The sequence below is a fragment of the Bremerella cremea genome, from assembly GCF_039541315.1.
Classification (GTDB): Bacteria; Planctomycetota; Planctomycetia; order Pirellulales; family Pirellulaceae; genus Bremerella; species Bremerella cremea.
On record NZ_BAABFZ010000004.1, the window covers coordinates 209,967 to 228,318 of the forward strand.

11 protein-coding genes are annotated in these 18,352 nt (G+C 56.8%); all 11 read right to left on the reverse strand.

What is annotated here, in order from left to right; translation table 11 throughout:
• Positions 1–44: 44 nt before the first annotated feature.
• On the reverse strand, positions 45–908 hold the full coding sequence (locus tag ABD890_RS15575; RefSeq protein WP_345091481.1) for an MqnA/MqnD/SBP family protein: 864 nt from the start codon (positions 906–908) through the stop codon (positions 45–47).
• Between the two features lie 146 nt (positions 909–1,054).
• A complete protein-coding gene (locus tag ABD890_RS15580; RefSeq protein ID WP_345091483.1) occupies positions 1,055–1,612 on the reverse strand; it encodes a flagellar export chaperone FliS in 558 nt (185 codons plus the stop codon).
• A gap of 100 nt (positions 1,613–1,712) precedes the next feature.
• Entirely contained in the window at positions 1,713–5,477 is a 3,765-nt protein-coding gene (gene fliD / locus ABD890_RS15585; protein WP_345091486.1) for a flagellar filament capping protein FliD, read from the reverse strand.
• A 210-nt stretch (positions 5,478–5,687) separates the two neighbouring features.
• Entirely contained in the window at positions 5,688–8,909 is a 3,222-nt protein-coding gene (locus ABD890_RS15590) for a flagellin N-terminal helical domain-containing protein (protein WP_345091489.1), read from the reverse strand.
• A 704-nt stretch (positions 8,910–9,613) separates the two neighbouring features.
• Positions 9,614–9,838: a carbon storage regulator CsrA gene (gene csrA, locus ABD890_RS15595; RefSeq protein ID WP_105354695.1), complete on the reverse strand. Its 225-nt coding sequence runs from the start codon at positions 9,836–9,838 to the stop codon at positions 9,614–9,616.
• A gap of 212 nt (positions 9,839–10,050) precedes the next feature.
• Entirely contained in the window at positions 10,051–10,491 is a 441-nt protein-coding gene (gene fliW, locus ABD890_RS15600; RefSeq protein ID WP_345091497.1) for a flagellar assembly protein FliW, read from the reverse strand.
• A 114-nt stretch (positions 10,492–10,605) separates the two neighbouring features.
• The gene (locus tag ABD890_RS15605) at positions 10,606–14,346 is read right to left on the reverse strand and encodes a flagellin N-terminal helical domain-containing protein (protein ID WP_345091500.1); all 3,741 of its coding nucleotides are present in this window, start codon (positions 14,344–14,346) and stop codon (positions 10,606–10,608) included.
• A gap of 69 nt (positions 14,347–14,415) precedes the next feature.
• Positions 14,416–16,116: a flagellar hook-associated protein FlgK gene (gene flgK, locus ABD890_RS15610; protein WP_345091503.1), complete on the reverse strand. Its 1,701-nt coding sequence runs from the start codon at positions 16,114–16,116 to the stop codon at positions 14,416–14,418.
• Positions 16,117–16,153: 37 nt separating this feature from the next.
• Positions 16,154–16,669, reverse strand: coding sequence for a flagellar export chaperone FlgN (flgN, locus tag ABD890_RS15615; protein WP_345091506.1), 516 nt, complete (start codon positions 16,667–16,669; stop codon positions 16,154–16,156).
• 55 nt (positions 16,670–16,724) lie between these two features.
• A complete protein-coding gene (locus ABD890_RS15620; protein ID WP_345091509.1) occupies positions 16,725–17,144 on the reverse strand; it encodes a rod-binding protein in 420 nt (139 codons plus the stop codon).
• Between the two features lie 46 nt (positions 17,145–17,190).
• Complete coding sequence (locus tag ABD890_RS15625; protein ID WP_345091513.1) at positions 17,191–18,327, reverse strand: flagellar basal body P-ring protein FlgI; 1,137 nt, start codon at positions 18,325–18,327, stop codon at positions 17,191–17,193.
• Between the last annotated feature and the right edge of the window lie 25 nt (positions 18,328–18,352).

Sequence of the window (18,352 nt, forward strand, 5' to 3'; positions counted from 1 at the left end):
ATTACCAATTTGGCTTGGAAGCCGGTCCCGCTCTAACGGGCGGTTTAGCCGTCGACGAACTCTGGCGTGATCAATTCCGGAATGGCACCCAGTTCGTAGCCTTCCTTCAGGAAGCGGGTGACCGATTCACGGCCCTTGTCGCCGAAGTCGATCGTCCAGTCGTTGACATACATGCCAACAAATTTGTCGGCCAACTGGTTGTCGAGACCGCGACCGAACTGCAAAGCATATTCGAGGGCTGGCTGACGATGTTCCAGGCCGTAAACGATGCTTTCCTTCAGCAGACGCGTGACGTCTTTGATCACTTCAGGACCGAGATCCTTGCGGATACCGTTGGCACCCAGTGGCAATGGCAAGCCATCGGTACGATCGTGCCACCAGACGCCCAGGTCGACGATCAACTGGCAGTCTTGGCGTTCGTAGGTCAACTGACCTTCGTGGATGATCAGACCGGCGTCGATCTGCTTGCCTTGGTATTCGCCTGCTTCGGTGACGTCGATGATTTCGTCGAAAGGAACGACGACGTGCTCGAACTCTTGGCCGAGGTACATCCGCAAGGCCAGGAACGCCGAGGTGAGCGTGCCAGGAACGGCGATCGTCTTGGTCTTCAGTTCGTCCTGAGTGAACTGCTGCTTGGCGATCACCATGGGGCCATAGTTGTCCCCCATGCTGGCACCACAAGCGCAGATGGCGTATTTGTCGTGCAGGTGAGCGTAAGCATGGATGCTGATCGCGGTCAGTTCCAGTTCGCCTGAGAACGCACGGCGATTGAGGGTCTCGATATCGACCAGTTCATGCTCGAACCGGTACTTGCCGGTATCGATCTTGTCGCAGGCCATTGCGTAGAACATGAAGGCGTCGTCCGGATCGGGGCTGTGCCCGACGCGGATCAGTTGTTTCTCGGCCAAGATTCTTAGTCCCTGGTTGGGGTGGAAATTGGAAAGCGAAACCATCCATTGTTGCGTGGATCAGCGTTTTCCATCAACCAGGGAACCGCCGCGATTCCCCCCCAATAACACCCCTTTTCCGGGGCAAGCCTGGAGAAACAGGCGTTTTAGGCGTCGAACGAAATGCCGCTACCACCACCAGAGTAGTAGTCGGAGCCAGAATCGTAGCCGTAAGAGCTTTGCGGACGCGTCGGTGCGTCTTCTTCTTTGACGTCGAGCGAGCTCATAATTTCTTCCGCATCGGACGAGGTAATTTCACGTTCGGCCTCGCTCGGACGCTCTGGAGCGTCGGGCATGATGCGGCAAAGCTCTTCCCAGGTCTCGCGTTCTTCGTTCAGAACTCGCAGGACCCCTTCCAGACGCGAATAGTCATTGGCCGCGTGCAAGTCGCTCAGTTCCTGAAACAGGAACAAATAGATGCCCGCCACCCTTCGCAGCAGCTCGCTGCCGTCAGGCTTCATGTTGCAGAGAATCTGAGCAATGATCTCGCGACAACGCGCCAGTCGATCCCAAGCCTCTTCCGGTTCCTTCTGTTCATGTAACTGCTGCGCTTGATAAGCGAAACGGATCGCTCCGTTGATCATCATCAGTTGCAGTTTTTGAGGAGTTGCCGTGAGGACTTCGGTTTCAAGATAGCCGTCGGTCGATTCGCTGTGAAAGCTCATGGTCACTTCTGGGCTTGGGCAATGAAAGACTAGCGGGTCTACGCCTGTTATCGACCGACGCGTGCGTGAACGTGCAGCGAATCACCTAGGGGTGCGGTTTTTACGTTCCGTCAGGCGAGATATAAGAGATGCCGTTGATGGCAGTTAAGTTGCTTTGCAGCTTGCCAATTGTGGTTTCGAGGTTATAGAACTGCTCGAGCAATTGCTTCGAGCGACGTTCCAGTCGCTCGGTCATCGCCTTAATGCGATCGGTGTTGACGTCGGCTCGCGCTTGCAGCGTTTGAGCACGACTCACCAGCAGCGAACGCCCAGCACCTGCGAAGGTTTCAGTCAGATCGAATACCTTCTTCGCAAAGCCAGTCGTTTCCTTCAGGAAGAAGTTCTCGACCGCGTCAGGATCTTGTTCGAATGCCGATTTGAGCTTCGTGGAGTTAAAACTCAGCTTGCCGGTGTCGTTGAACTCGAAGCCGAGTTGTTCTAGCGACTGGAATTTACCGAGACCGGCGAAGCGGGAGGTAATCAGGTTGCCCAGTTCGGTATCGATACGGAGCGCTTCATTCGAACCGAAAAGCACGCCGGTGCTGTTGTCCGATTCGTTGAAGAACGTATGCTCGTCGAGCTTGGAACGGAGGGCGTTGTATTGATCGACGAATTCTTGAGCCGCCTTCACTAGCGGTTCGTCCGAGACCGCCACGTTCACGTTCACAGCGGTAGTACTGGCCTGGTTGACGGTCAGCGTGACTCCGTCCAGCACGCCGGTAAAGCGGTTTGAGCTGGAAGAGGTCAGAATCCCGGCCGAAGCGTTGCTCGTCGAACCGAACAGCAGCAGTGCGTCCTGGGCTTCGACGATCTCCTCGAACGAGAACTGTGAATCGCTCGAATCGAGGATTACACGTCCCTTCTCACCAGATTGGGTACTCACCAGCGACAAGCGATACGGAGTCGAGCCACTGCCAGTGTTCAGGGAGGTGGCCGAGATCCCGACGTCGGCGTCGTTGATCTTATCGATCAAGTCTTCCAACGTGTCGCCCGTCTCGATCTCAATGGTCGTGACTTCCGAGCCTTCCAGCACGTAGCGATTGACGCCGTCGATCTCTTTCTCGACGCCAGTCCCCAGCAAGCCGAGCCCTTCGGCGGTCTTGGTCGAACCACCTTCGGTAACCGTCAGTTTGCCAGACCCGGTCGACTTGTCGATCAGCACGATCCCGTCGCCATTGTCGTTGATGCGAGCCTCAACGTTGAGCGTCAGTTCCGAGTTGATCAGGTCGATCACGTCGCCGATCGTTTGGATGTCTTCGGTATTGGTCAGGTCGAACAAACGCGTGTTGCCGGTGCTGTTTTTCACCAGGAACTTGCCTCGTTCGATGCCGCTGCCACCCTTAAGGTCGTCGAGCTTCGTGTTCTCGTTGACGAACTGACGGTGCAGGCTGCCCGAGTTGGTTGTCAGCTCCGACGAATCGTGTTCGATCCCCAGTAGGTCAGCCGTATTGGTTGCGTCGGCACTTTGGATGACGAAGTTACTGGCGAACGCACCACTGTTATCGGTGATCGAGATCCCGTTGCCAGCCGGGTTCAGCGTTGCCTCGACCGCGAGGCCAGAACCATTGATCAGTTCCAGGATGTCTTCCACCGTTTCCGCGCCTGAGAGATCGACACTGGCCGAAGCTCCGCTACGGTCGGTGATCGAAATGGAGCCGAGCGTTCCCAGGCCATTGCCCCCACCCAGCGAGGTGAGCAGCGTTGTCTTCAGGCCAGCTTGCAGGCGACGACTGGTGATGGTACTTCCCGATGCCGAACCGGTCAGGCCTAGGTCTTCGGCAGTCGAGCTGTCGTTGATGCTACTGACCGAGAAGGTGCCGCCGTTATCGGTACTGAGATCGAGCAGCTCAATGTGATCGCCATCGGCACTTAGTTGAGCCCGTAGCTTGGAAGGATCCGCAGCGTTGATTGCGTCGATCAATTCCCCCAACGTCTGAGGTTCCGACTCTTCGGAAGCAGCCCCTTTCGTCGTGGTGCCGGTGGCGGTCGCGTTGACGATCCGGTCGCCGGTGGCACTGGCCGGTTTGCCGGCGGTGAAGTAGGCAGCCACCGAAGTGTTGCCGTTCAAGGCGGCCACGACATCTTGAGCGGTCGTGGCACCTTCCGCGATGCGGACCGTGATGGTCTTGGCTTCCTGGTCGAACTCAACGACTTCGCTGCCCTGAGTCACGGCTCCGTCGGCAACGTAGCTCAAGGTATAGCCGTCGTAGTCGGCCCCTTTCACTTTGGCGGTCAGGTTGACCTGGCCATTGGCGGAGTCGTTGGAAGTGGTAGCCGAGGACTGCTGCACCCCGCCGGCGGTGACACCGGTGTCGGTGACATCGACCAGGCCGCTTCCGTCGCTGCCAGAGCCATTCGAGGCCGAGAACAACGCACTGGCGGTCGGGTCGTTGTTGATCGCGTCGATCACATTCGTGCCGGTGCTGTTGCCGGCGTCGATGTGAATCGTCAGCGTCTTGTTGCCTGGATCGGAGTCGTCGTAGACCACCGTTTCCGAACCAGCCGTCACGCCAGCGTCATCCACGAAGACGATCGTCACGTCGTCGTAGTCGCCCCCTGCGGTCGCAGCGGTCAGCGTGATCGCGGCGTTCGGATCGACTGAGGTCGTCGTCGCGGTCGCATTGGCGGTGGTGGCCGATGTGGTCACGCCATCTTTGGCAGGATCGATGATGCCACTGCCGGTACCGCTGTTCACCGTATTGGCGGTGAAGTATTGGCTGGCGGTTGGATCGTTGGCCAAGGCAGTGATGATGTCGGACGCGGTCGTCTTGCCGGAGTCGATCTGGAAGGTCAGCGTCTTGCCGGAGCCATCGAAGACGACGCTCTCGTTGCCCTTGGTGACCGAGGCGTTGTCTTCAAAGATGATCTGCACGCCGTCGTATTCGCTACCGCTGAGAACGGAAGTGAAATTGAGCCGGGCATCGCTAGGTGTTAGCGAGGTGGTGGCGAAATCTTCCGGTGCGGCGGCACTGCCAAGATCGATTTCGAGGGTGGTGCCATCCTTCAACGCGACGGACAAGTCGGCTCCGTTGCGATTGCTGCTGATGCCGTTTCCGTCGTTGAGCTGCGAAAGCTGCGTGTTGGTGTGCAGACGCAGGATGTCGTTACCAGTCGCCGAATCGGAGGCCGTATTGATGCCCGCCAGGCCAAGGTCGGTAGCCGTGCTTCCGCTGCCAACCCCTTGGACAATCAGATTCGACGTCGTCTGACCCGAAGTGTCGGTCAGCTTGATGCGGTCGCCATCGACCGAAGCGGTGACCTGGATATCGTCGTTGCTATTGATGGCATCCAAAACGTCGTCGATCGTCTGCGCATAGCTCAGGTCAATCGCGGCACTCGAACCACTGCGGTCGGTGATGCGGATCTTGCCGCGCTGAACCCCCTGGCCGCCGTTCAAAGCGTCGAGGGAAACGCCATCGTCGAGTTTCGGTCCGTGGCTGATTTCGAACTTACCAGGCGTCAACGCTTGCGTCAGCGAGGCGACGCCGGAGCTTAAAAGCTGCTGCGACTGGGCCGTTCGAATCGGAGTGAATTGGTAGTTGCCAGCTTTGGGGGTACCGGTAACCGTGGTCGACAAGAACGTCGTGTTCGCACTGGTCGCCTTGGTGGTATTGAATAGAGAGCTAGCTTGAAACTTTTTCGCAGTGAACTGGAAGCTCAGAACCGAAGCGGTGAGTTCCGCGATGGCGCTCGCTTCGTCGTTGATCAATTCGGTTCGCGAAACCAGCAGATCTCGCGGTTGGGCTTCGACCTCGATTAATTGTTTCACCGTTTCCGTAATCGGAATGCCGGTAATGAGACCGTTTGTTGCCTGAATGCCAACCATGAAACTTCACTGTGATGGGTGAGCCGAAGCTCACGCAATAGGACTGCACAGGGCGTCCGCGCGTATTCGTGTTATCGACCACGAAACGACAGCGACTGGAGGAATTTTCCGGTTAGGTAAAATCGTCGGCTGCTTAGGGGTGAACGTAAAAACGCCCGGCCTTTGGGGGCCGGGCGTCTTCTACTTCTAAACTATAGCCCGAGGTCCCCGTTATCGGAGGAGACTCAGAACATTTTGCGGGTTCTGGTTGGCGATACCCAACACCGAGGTACCCGACTGGACCAGAATCTGCGAGCGAGTCAGCTTGGCCGATTCCGCGGCGAAGTCCGCGTCACGGATCGAGCTTTCTGCTTCGGTCAGATTAGCCAGCGTGTCGTTCAAGGTGTAGATATTCGATTCCAGAGTCGTCTTCTGGAAGGCACCCAGTCGACCGCGAAGCTGCGTGATGACCGAGATCGTTTCGTCAACGATCTTGGCTGCACCACCAACGTCGGCAGTCAGGCTCTTGTTGCCACCGGAACGCAGCTCGAACAAGCGGCCGCTGACGCCACCCAGAGTCGCCGTGCTGACGCTCTGAATACCGAGGCGAGCCTGCTGGTTGCTGACCACGTCTGGACCGAGTTGGAACAACGCACCACCACCAGAGATCTGGAAGTTGTAGGTCGAGCTGTCCGAGACACCCGAATTCACCGAGAAGCTCAAGTCGAGCGAAGAGGTGTTGATCGAGGCCTTCAAACCGTCGCCGATTGCCTGGATACCGTTGATACGGACGTTGACGTCCTGGCCTTCCGAACGATCGGTGGCGTTGCCATCGACGTCGGTCAGGTTGAACGTACCGCTGAGAGCCTTCACGCTGACAAAGCTGTCCGAACCGAAGCGGGTAGCACGGAAGGTGAGGCCCGTGTTTTCCAGGTCCGAGTTGCCTTGCAGAGCGGCACCGTCGGTGCTGCCGTTATCAACCACACCACCGGTCAGGGTAGCCGTGTCATCAACGGTGACCACACCACCACCACCCGAGACAATAGCACCGGTAAACAAGCCGGCGATGTCTGCGTCGTAGTTAGGGTCGGCCGAGTTGAAGATGTCGGCGATGTTCTGAGCCGTCGTTGCACCTTCATCGATGAAGAAGGTCAGCGTCTTGTTGGCGGCATCGTATTCGGCACGTTCATCCGTACCGGCGGTGACCGTACCATCGGCGACGAACTGCACCTTGACATTGTCGAACTCTTCGCCACCGTTGATTGCGGTGAAGCTGAGCTGTGCGGTCTGGCCATTGACCGAGAAGGTCGTGCCAGCAGCCTGAGCGTCTTCCAGTTCGGTACCGCTGGTGCCAAACGTGATGTCTTCGGTCGAAACAGCCAGAACGCCCGACCCATCGCTACCGCCAGAGTTGGTAACGCTGATGCCACGATCAGTCAGGTAGTTCAGCGTGTTGGTCGCTTCGGTCGAGTCGCTGATGAACTGGCTAGGATCATCGAAGAAGGCGATCAGGTCGTCCGCCGTGGTCTTGATGATACCGTTTTCGTCCGTTTCCAGGTTGACGATCAGCGTGCCTTCCGAGACAACACCGCCCGTCGTGTCGACCGATGCTTCAAAGTTGGCGATCGTGACCACACCGGCACCGGTGCTGGAACCGAAGTTGTCGGCACCGAAGTAATCGCTGGCGTAGGTGTCGTTGTTGAGTGCATCCACAACGTCCTGAGCCGTCGAAGTACCATCGTTGATGTACAACTTCAGGGTCTTGTTTTCTTTGTCGAGGACCACGTATTCGTCGCCGTTACCAGCCAGGTCGGTATCGTCGACAAACGAGATGGTGTAGTCATCGTATTCGCTGCCCTTCAGCTTAGCCGAGACAGTGAACGATGCGTTGGCATCGTCGCTCTGCAGCGTAGCCGACGACAGACCTTCGACGCGTGGGTCGGTGGTCGTGTCGATGCTCAGGCCGGTGCCTGGGTTCGAGACGAAGCGAATGTTCGGAGCTTCACCAGGTGCCAGGAACTGCAGACGGTTGTTCTGTTCAGCAACGCCCGAGTAAGCGAAGTCGCTGAATTCCGAAACGACACCGTAGCCGTTGTTGCCAGCTTCAAGCGAAGCGGTGACTTTGTCATTGCCAGTGGCATTGTTGATGGCCGTGACAACGTCGTTGGCGGTTGCGATCACGTCGCCACCGTCAACACCACCTGCGAAGGTGCCAGCAGCACCAGCCGAGGCAACCACACCCGCACCCGTACCACCGGTCGTTTCGACCAGAGCTGCGGTGAACAGTTCCGAGACCTGATCGTTGACGGCGGTGTTGTTGATGGCGGTGACCAGCTGAGCAGCGGTCGAGGTAGCTGCCTTGTGGATCGTCAGCGTACCAGCGTCTTCGTCGAAGTCGACCGTTTCCGCACCAGCGGCACCGTCGTTCGCGAAGATAACCTGGATACCGTTGAAGTCAGCACCCTTGATGTTGGCCGTGATGGTGAAGTCGTTGTCCGTACCGGCGTCGTCGACGGTGACGGTTGCGGCTTCGTAGTCACGAACACCCAGAGCAACTTCGATCTTGGCTGGATCGTCACCGACAGCTTCGGTGTAGGTTGCACTGGTGGTCGAGCTGGTGCCCTTGACGTACTTCACGCGGACGTCGCCAGCATCGAAGCCAGCATCGTTAGCGGTGAGCAGGACGTCGTTGTTCTCGCCGAAGCTCGAAGCGACGATGGTACCCTTGGTAGCAGCCGTTTCGACAACAGCTTCCACGCCGGTAGCGTCCGAGACCAGGTTGACGGCCGAAGCGACTTCTTCGATGGTCGAACCCTTGGCGAAGTTGAATGCTTCCGTACCGTTGCCGCCGCCAATTTGCAGCACGAGATCTTCAGCGATGGCACCGAAGTTGTAGTTGAGCTGACCACGGGTCGCTTGCTTGACGACGTTGACCTCGACGCCGATCGCACTGAACGAACCAAAGTTGGCTTGATCGATACGCAGACCTTCAATCGCCGAGTTGTCGACGTTGTCGGTGATGAAATCCAGGTTACCGTCCAACAGACGCTTGCCCTGGAAGGAAGTGATCTGAGCGATACGGTCGATGGCTTCCAGCGACGAGTCGATCTGCAACTGGTTAGCTGCGATCTGGTCTTCGCTCAAAGCACCCGTATTTGCGGCTTCAGAAGTCAAACCACGGATGTCGTTCAACAGCTGGCTGACCTGGCCCAGAGCACTGTCGGCGGTAGCAATCAGCTGGTTGGCACGTTCACTGTTCGTGATCGCCTTTTCCACACTGATGATGTCGCTTCGCAGAGCTTCACTGGCGATCAAACCTGCTGGATCGTCTTTACCGCGGTTAATCCGCAGACCGGTGCTCAGTCGACCCAGTGCGGTTTGCAAGTCGTTATTCGACCGCGCCAAGGTATTCTGGGCAACAAGTGAGCTGACGTTAGTATTGATTCGGGTCATTGTGAGACACCCCTCCTAGTTGAGGACTACGTTTGGTTCCAACCGAGACGGGGAGTCGTGACTCAGCTGGTGCGGCTGCAAAACGCAGCCCCGAAATTTTGGGAACGAACGATTGTCAATCTCGAGTTTGGCCACGCTTTGGGTCGTACGAAGTTCGTAGCCGTTTCTAGGCCTGCCCCGCTTAATGCTTAAGAACCGAGCTAGCTACGTGGTCAGCGCAGCTTGTGCGAGGAATCCGAAACATCTAAATGGGAAGATCGTCACACTTTGACAGTACCTTGAGATAAAGCATTGCTTTTTCATGGGGGTATCACTTCGCCGAAGTTGTTTGCCTTGTCTATTCATCACGGTGCGTACAGTCCGCACGACCGCACATGGATAAACCGTATCCGATCGATGGAGTAAGACGTCAGAAGGCAGCTTTTCGAGCTGTTTTCACGCGTTCGTTAAGCAAGAAAACGCCGCGTTTTACCGAGAGAATCTCGTTGGAAAGAGTATCGCCGACCCTGCGCATTGTCCGCAGGCAAAGCGGATTGGAACCGATCGCAAACATTACGGTTCCTGGCTTCGATCGGCGTGCGGATTGCCGAATGTGCCAACGGCGTTAGGTGGGATAATGCCGTAGGAACCGAGTTTGGCGGGATGATACCAGGAGGCCGCCTGGCAGAATTCAGGAAGTTCGACCTCCTTGTAGCGGATCGCGACTATTTGCGACCCTTCTTCATCATGGCCGTATCTTCCGGCTGCATGCCAGAGGCCTGCATGTTTTCGCGTTTGATCGCTTCATAGACTTCCTGTCGATGGACGGGAATGTCTTGAGGGGCGGCAATGCCCAAGCGAACTTTGTCTCCACGAATGTCCACAATCGTGATGACAATGTTGTCGCCGATCATGATGCTTTCGTCACGGTGCCTCGAGAGTACCAGCATCTCTGGCTCCTTCCTACTTTTATTTCAATCAGGGTATAGGGCATTTGGTGCTTTTAAGATTCCGTCCAGCCCCGAATGACTGTCTTGAGCAGTCGCTCGCCAGCAATGATAGCAGTGCATTGCTATGACTCGACGTGTTGAGTATCGGACACCTAGAGAGACGGATTCAGTTTTCGATCCGCGGATACTGTTCTGACGGCAAGTCCGGATGTTCAAGCACTGCGACGCAGAGGGATTGTTTCAGTCGCAATGACATGCCGCAGAGGCTGTTCGTCGGTCGTAATGACCTGACGGCCCAATTGAAGGGAAAGATTGATCAGCAATGGAGCACGCAGGTTCACCGTCACGAAGTCCTCTTCGCGGCTGACGATCACCAGCACGAAGGTCTCCATTCCGGCGTCAATCTTCAAAGAAGTCGCCTGTTCAGGGCTGATTCGCACCTTGTAAGACGGAATATAGCGACGCGGGCTAACCACCGCGAACGCCAGGCTGGGGTCTTCCAGCGACTGGAGCCAGCCTACCGATTCGTTTCGTTCGTCCGCCAAAATCGCCCATTTGGTGTGATTGTCGAATCCGATCAATCCAGCCGAGAACACGATAACTTCGTCATCGTGAATGTTGAGCTTGCCGAAGCGAGTGGTTTGGATCTCCATGGCCCATTGCGTCCTTGCACGGTCTTGGCGGCTGTCTGGTTAAGAGCGTGGAATCGCCCCGTTCTCTTTATCGACTCTTCGTTTGGCAGAATCCACAAAATCGTCAAAGTCGGATCAGATAAAATCAAGCAAACTGAATTGGTAAAGCTGGCCGGCGGCTTGTAGCGAAGCCTGGAACGAGGCCTGCTTCGCGGTCATCTCGGTAATCGCTTGCACGATATCGACGTCGATTTCGAGTGACAGCGTGCTCTTCAGCTCCAGAATTTCATCTTCGCCGCGTGCTTTCAGCACGTCGACATGCTGGTCCCGGGCACCCAGTTCGCCACGTGTGAAGCTCAGCCGCTGAAGGTCTTCTTCCAGCAGCCCTGCCACACGCGAGACTTCCAGGACGTCTTTGTTTTCGATCGCCTCTTTCAGCCGCAGCAGCGAATTAAAGATCCCTTTGGTCTCCATCGGGTTCACATTTCGGCCCGAAAGGACTTCCGCGGTGCCACCCGAGGTGGTTCCGACCGTCCCGCCTGATTGAATAATGCCTGAGCCGTCGTTGGTGGTGTCGGTGGTGCGATTGACGTAGGCGTCGAAAGTTCCTTCCTGGTCGATCGCGGCGATCACCTGGTTGGCAGTCGTCACGCCTGCCTCGATTTTGACGGTTAGCGTCTTGGTGGCCGAGTTGTACAGTGCACTTGGGGTTCCGCCCGAAAGACTGTCGTCGAGCACGACCGTCACGCCATTCATCCGGGTACCAGGCGTCTTGGCCGAAACCGAGAACGAGCTGTTGAGATGGTTGGGAGAGGCAAACGAGATGTCGGCGGTCGCCGGCTCGGCATCTGCGACCGGCAAACCGCCCGTCGTGCTGGCCAGAACGCCTGTCTGGGTGATTAAGCCGGTGCCAGAGTTCGTGGCGTCTTCGGTCGAGTACAGTTCGGCGTTGAAGGTGCCTTCCGCCTGAATCGCGGCAATGACCGTATTCGCCGAAGTCAACGTCGGATCGACGTCGATGGTCAACTTGCCGGTGGCGGCGTCAAACGAAACCAAGGCCTGGTTGCCACTGGCGACGTTGTTCACGATTTCGACCTGAACGTTGTTATAGGTTGTCCCTGGCTGGCTTGCTGTCAGCTTGAAGGCGTTGTTGACATCTTCTGGCTCGGCGAACTTGATCACTGCCGTCGCTGGGCTGGCATCAGGCGAGTCAGAAACGGTTGTTTCGATTTCACCGGGGGGGATCAGCCCCAGATCGACACCGGCCTGGCTGAGCACCCCTTGCGAAATCGTCAAGCGATTGAAGCCTGGGGGATTGTCGTCGACGATTTCGATCCCGTTGCCGAATTCCGACAAACGGGCGACGATCGCGTTCGCGCCATCCAGGTTCTTCGGATGATTGTTGATCAGGTTCAGCACATCACCGACCGTCTTGGCCGTTGCCAGGTCGATCTCGAGCTCGACACCGTCGTTGCGGGTGATGGTCAGGTCGGTTCCATCGGTGCCATTCACGCCGCGGCCAAAGTTCAGGTCGGAAAGCACCGTGTCCGAAGTAAAGCTGCGGAGACCAAGCTGGGTGGCCGTTTGTCCACCGTTCTCTCCGATCGAAAAGTCTCCGCCGCTTACGTTCGAGCGGACGTTGATGCCATCGCCGGCGGCATTGATCTCGGCGACCAGACCGATCCCAGCTCCATTGAAGACATTCAGCAGGTCTTCAACCGTTTCAACATCTTCAAACGTCAGCGTTGTTGTCTCGTTGCCGTTTTGAATTTGAACACCCGCGTCCGCGTCGAACGTCGTGCCGGAACCGCCGTCAGTTTCGCCGAGAACGGAGACATCGACCGCACCACTCCCGGAAAGGAACTCGGCGGTTGTATCTTTCGGGTCGATCGAAGCGGAAAAGTCTGCCGAGAAAACGGCATCGTCGTTCAAGGCCCGTGCCAAGTCGGCACTGGTTGTCGTGCCTGAGGCGACCTGAACAAAGTACGTGCTGGTATCGCCCCCGGTGTTGCCGGTATTACCAATGGTGCCGGCACTGGCTGTGTTGACCACAGCAGCTGGATTGAATGATTCCCCATTGTCGTTGTCGTATGTGACCGAGAACGTTCCTTCGGCAGCGATGGCGTTCATGATCGACTGGACCGTCGTTTCGTTGCTGTCGTCGATCTGAATCGTCAATCGACGCGTGGTGCCGTCGTCAGAATAAGATGCCGTGGCCGAGTCGCCAATGTCGCCCGAAGCATCAATGACGATCTCGACGTTGTTATAAAGGTCGCCTGCTTGATTGGCGATCAAGGTCAAGTCGTTGCTGCCACCCACCAGCGGAAGCGAGGCTCTGGCTTTTACGGCTTGGGCGGTGACTCCGGTGACTGCGGTGGCGCCATCGTTCGACGAGGCGACAATGCTGGCAGGGTCGTACCCTTCCCCGCTCGAAGTCGGTGTACCGACGGCAAATCGACCATCGGCGGCGATGGCGTTCACCAGCGACTGCAGCGTGGTTTCGTCGCTGTCGTCGACTTGGATCGTAATTGTCGGCACGCCATTCACATCGGTCACGGGACCGATCACGGCGTTGTCGCCGATGTCGTTCGAGGCATCGATGACAATCTCGACACCATCCAGGCTGCCATCGGTCAGGTTCGAGGTCAGCAGCAGGTTGTTGTCCGCCCCGCTAAGTGCGAGCGTGGCTTGAGGACGAAGAAGTTCCGACCCCTTGGTAACAATTTCGTTGCCACGCAAAATGCCCGATCCTGCCTTCAGCAGGTTGTCGTTGACCAATTGAATCTTGGTGCCATTGAGCGATTCGCCGTTGTTGTTGGCTTTGATCAAAATGTCGTTGTTGTCGCCTGGGTACTCGATCACGGCGTTCGACTTGGTGCCCAACAGTTCGGCCACCTTGGTTGTCAGTGTGATGCGCGGATTCAGGTCCTTGCCGACAATTGGGTTGGTCAGATTGCCTTCGGTTTTCAGAATCCCTAATTGAGCGGCAACGCGGCTGCCACCCACTTCGCGGATGGTCAGGTTGCCGCCGCCAGCGTCGTCGATGTCGACGGTTAGCCCAGTATCGGTGACTCGAACCTTGAGTTCTCGGCCGGCCGGAGGATTCGCTTCGATCAGGCGGACCACATCGTCGACCGTGTTGGCCGAGGAAATGTCGATGGTCACGGCTGGCGAGAGCCCGTCTGAGATCTGGAAGCTCCCCTTCTGGATCCCCTTCCCTGCCCTGAGATCGGAAAGTTTGGTCGAACCAGAAAGAACCGGGTTCAAGTCGGTCAGCCCTTTGACTTCCTGGCTGATCGCCCCGAAGGCTTCGTCGCCGTTTACCGTGGTATCGAACAGCAGGTCAATGTCGGCGAAGCTTTGCAGACCGTTCGTATTGCCCAGATACTGGATCAAGCCGTTTTCCAGCGTCTGGTAAGGACGCGTCGTGGTGTTCGAACCTGAGAATAGATACCGACCACGAAACTGCTGATTCGCCAGGTCCATCATCTGCTGGATGGCACGCTCGACTTGTTCGCCGGCAGCGGCCAGCTCGGTGTCCGAGAACGTCGTGTCAGCCAGACGCACTGCCAGGCCTTTGACGTCGTTCAAGGTATTCTGAGCATTCGCCAAGGCCACGTCGGTCGCGGCCAGGTAAGACTGGCTGGTGATGAGGTTGGTTTGGATCTGGGTCTTTTGTTCCAGCAGCGATTGCAGCGTGACACCCCGGATCGCGGCAGGGGCATCGTCACTCAACGAAAGCACGCGACGACCGGTGCTTAACTGCGTTTGCAGTCGTAACAGGTCGAGTTGATCGGACGTCATCTGATTCGTCAGACGCGCCGACAACAAGTAGTCGCTGGTTCGCCCAGTGGGTACTGGAATGATACGTGTCATGGTTCGATTTCCGTGGCCGCGAGGCTGAGCGTTCGCCCAGTATCAAGGACTCGCGACAAAAGGCCCTCCTTACAGGTTGACCAGAATCTCTAACAGTTCGTCGAGCGTGGCAATCATTCGCGACGATGCCTGGAAGGCCCGCTGATACGAGATCATGCGGACCGCCTCTTCATCCAGGTTCACACCACTGACGCCCAGCTTCTGCCCTTCCAGCGTGTCTTTGAACACGCGGAAACCTTCCGTGATCCCCGTGGTCACAGCGGACGATTGGGCCACGCTCCCAACCATGTCTTTGTAAAAAGTCGTAATCGAAGTGCCACTGATCGAATCGAGGGCACGATCGGCGAACGCCGCAAGTTCAACCGCGTTGTCAGTATCGATTCCGATCCCCGATTTACTCGCCGCGAACTTCGAGGGATCGGTGCTAACCAGTTCGCTCACACCCAGATCGAGGGCCGAACTACCAGTGAAAAAAGTACCAATCCCCAGGGCTGCCAAGGCACCGCTAGTATCGTTCGCAAAGGCGAACTCGATGTTGGGTTGGTCCGCTTCGATATGCAATTGCCCTTCCAGGCTGATCGTAGCCGAGATGCCGTCGATCGCGTCGAGCTGCGACCGTAAGCCTTCCAGCGACGTATCTTCATTCGTGCCATTCAGCTTAATGAAGATGTCGTGCGTCTCGGTCACGCCGGTCTGACGATTCAGGAGCTTGACCTGGAACGAGCCGTTCTCAGGCGTGAACGGCAAGCCGACCTGATCGAGTGGTTCGGTCAGCGAGTCGGAATCGACGAAGTGTTCGGCATCGATCGAGTCGTAACCGGTCAGACCCTGACCACTGCTGAAAACCTTGTTGAACTCGAAGGCAAACGACTTGGCAAACGTATCCAACTGGTTCAGGAAGTTCCCCAGGATGTGATCACGCGAGTTGACCAGCCCTGCCAGTTTGCCGGTGTCGGATTGAATAGGAGACTCGAAGTCTTTGATTTTGACATCGACGAAGTTATTGCCGTCGCCGGTCTCTTCGTCGGCGTAGACTTCGCGGGCAATGCCATCGAGCACCAGGTATTCGCCCCCGGCAAACACCGAAACCGAGCCATTTTCCTGTTCGACGGCCCGGACGCCGATCAGTTCCGAAAGAGCAGTCAGCTTCTGTTGGCGTTGATCGCGGAGACCGACGGCGTCGCTCTTGGTGACGCCACCTTCCATGTTCGTGATCTTTTCGTTCAGATCGGCGATATCGGCCAGAAGGCCGTTGATATCGGTTGCGGCGTTACGAATGCGATCGTCGGTATCTTGCTGAACCTTCTGCACACGCTCGTACAGACGGGTGATGTCCTGGGCGAGGGTCTCGCCGCGCAGGATCGTCAGGTTTCGCACACCCAAGTCTTCGGGCTGGTTGAGGATATCGTTGATCGAGCCGAAGAAGTTGTTGATCGAGGTACTCAGGTCGGTATCGCTGAGTTCGCCAATGAGGGCATCGAGCTGTGTGTAGGTGTTTTCTTCCGCTTCGCCTTTGGCCAGATCGCTCCGCGAGCCACGCAGGCGTTCTTCCAGAAACTGGTCGACCTGCTGGACAATGGCGGTGACTTGAACACCAAGGCCCAGACGTAGATTACCTACGGCCTGCGTCGGCGCAGGCGTATAGATAACACGCTGCCGGAGGTAATCCGGAGTGTTGACGTTGGCAATGTTATTCCCGGTGACTTGCAACCCGATCTGGGCTGCCTGCAGGGCATTGCTGGTCTGTTGTAAGGTGCTAAATAGAGACATCCTTGTTACCTCGCTCGGCTAGCCGCGATAGCACGGCCTAAGCATCCTGGTCCACCAGGGTCCCACCCTGATTCGAGGCATTCTCCGCTTCATATGTCGGTTTAATCTTTCCCCCCGTCGCAATGATTTGTAGCAATTGCGAAAGATGTAAGACGGTTTGCTGGGCTAGCACGAAGTTGGTCAGCGTTTCGTTCTGAATATGCCGCATCGCATCCTTCGCATTGTGAGCCTTCTGCGCCAACTCGCTACTTTCGCCATCAGTGAAGACCTTGGCGAGTGAATGCAAGCTATCTGCTGGCAACCCTTTGCCACGAGCGTTTTCGAGCAGCACCTTGCGCGAGTCTCGCAGGTTGTCGAGTCGCTCGACGAGGGCCTGTTCGCTCTCGGCCGTTTGTTGCATCGCTTCCAAGTCATTCGCGACCATCTGCTGCCGTTTCAGGTGCAGCACACTCAGCAGGTCGGACTGAACGTCAGAAAGCTCTTGCAGAAACGTGGCTGTTTCCCGCTCGAGATCGATAGCCAGAGGCGTTTGAATTTCGGCGGTGGTAGTCATCGGGGCAGTCATAACAGCTAAAAACCACTGATTGCGGAGTGGGACGTAGTGGGAACTAAATGGACAGATCGAGTCGCGACATGGCGGCCGAATCGGTCTCGTTGCTCTGGGCCTGGTTGCGACGCTGCAGTTCTTCCAGTTGACCGATCGCCTCTTGGGCTTCTTCGGCAGTGGAAGTGTTGGCAGCGGACGACTGGCCCGCATTCATGTTGGCGGTGAACAACTCGAACATTGGGTCCGAGATCTGTTCGGCACTGGCTTCCGAGATCTCGCTGACCAGCAACTGATCGAGCTGCGACTGGAACACTTCTTCGGCTCGGCCACCATGGAAGTACGCTGGCTTGCCGGTTGATTCCCGCATGCTCTTCAGCATTTGGCCGAACATCGATTCGCCCACGAACTGATCGAACTTCGCACGAAGCTGACCGTCGGCGGCCTGATTCGAGTTGGTCGGATTAAGCGAGGTGACGTTCATGGGATCGGAAAACCTGGGGAAGGATGGTTCGAGCTAGTCGCAGTCTCTAGTTGATGTAAATCAGTTCGCCGTAAACTTTGCCCTGGTGATGCAGTGCTTCGACGATGTCGATGATGTCTTCGGCCGGCACTTTCAAAGCGGTGAGGGCGTCTTCCAGGTCTTTCAGACGAGTCGCGTACTGCTTCTGAGTGTCGATCGAAACAAACTTCGATGCTTCCGGGTTGGCCGTTTCAACCTTGATGCCGTTGTGGTTGATCACTACCGGGCCGATTTCGACATCGCTGCCGATCACAATCAGGTTCTGATAGCGGTTGATCACCACTTTGTTATTCAGCAGGCTGTCGACGATCGGCGTCTCCATCAAAATCGAGACAAAGAAGACCGGCTCTTGCTTGTATTGCGGTGGGATCGTGACTTCGATTGTCTTCTGATCCAAAGCTCGAGCGATCTGGCCACTGTTGCCACGGCTGATGTTCTGTTCGAGATTGTTCACGCCGAAGACGATTTCCTGGGCCATTCGCCAATCTTTGTGGCCTTCTTTGATCACCAGGAACACCTTGCCGTCGGCGGTGACGAATGGATTGCGAATCGTGCGTTCGATACGGCAACCCTTCTGGACGTAACCGCGAGTTGGAATCTTGTCTTGGTAGAGCTGAACTGCACCGCTGGCCAAAGCCCAGACCGTCTTGTCGTGTGGGTTCGGGCCTTGCAGAGTCGAGATGGCGAGTGTGCCACCATCGAGGCTTTTGGCCGAGATCGCACTCACTTCGCAGTCGATGAAGTCGCCTTCTTCCGCACCCTCGGCAGGCACATTGGCTCGCACGATCACCAGGGCGGTGTTCTTGACGTTCTTCAGTTCTTCCGGAGTGTATTCGCCACCAACACCATTGCCCGAGTTGCTGCCCATGTGTTTCAGCATCAGGGCGAGGGCAGCGTGAGTTGGCGTCGAGTTCGCGTCGCCAGTGCCCTTCAAACCGACCACCAGGCCAACGCCTTGCAGGTAGTTCCCTTCCTGACCTTTGACACGCACGAAGTCGGACAAAGGACGGTTGATCTGGAATCGCTGCGAATCGATCGAGCTGTACTGGCTGCGAGCGACTTGAGCTTCAGCCGAACGGCCTGCCGAAAACAACAGGGCGATGGCGATCAGCAGGGTCAGCATGTGAGTCGTGATTTTGTTCATGGCGTTTTCCTCGCGTGCGGTTGGA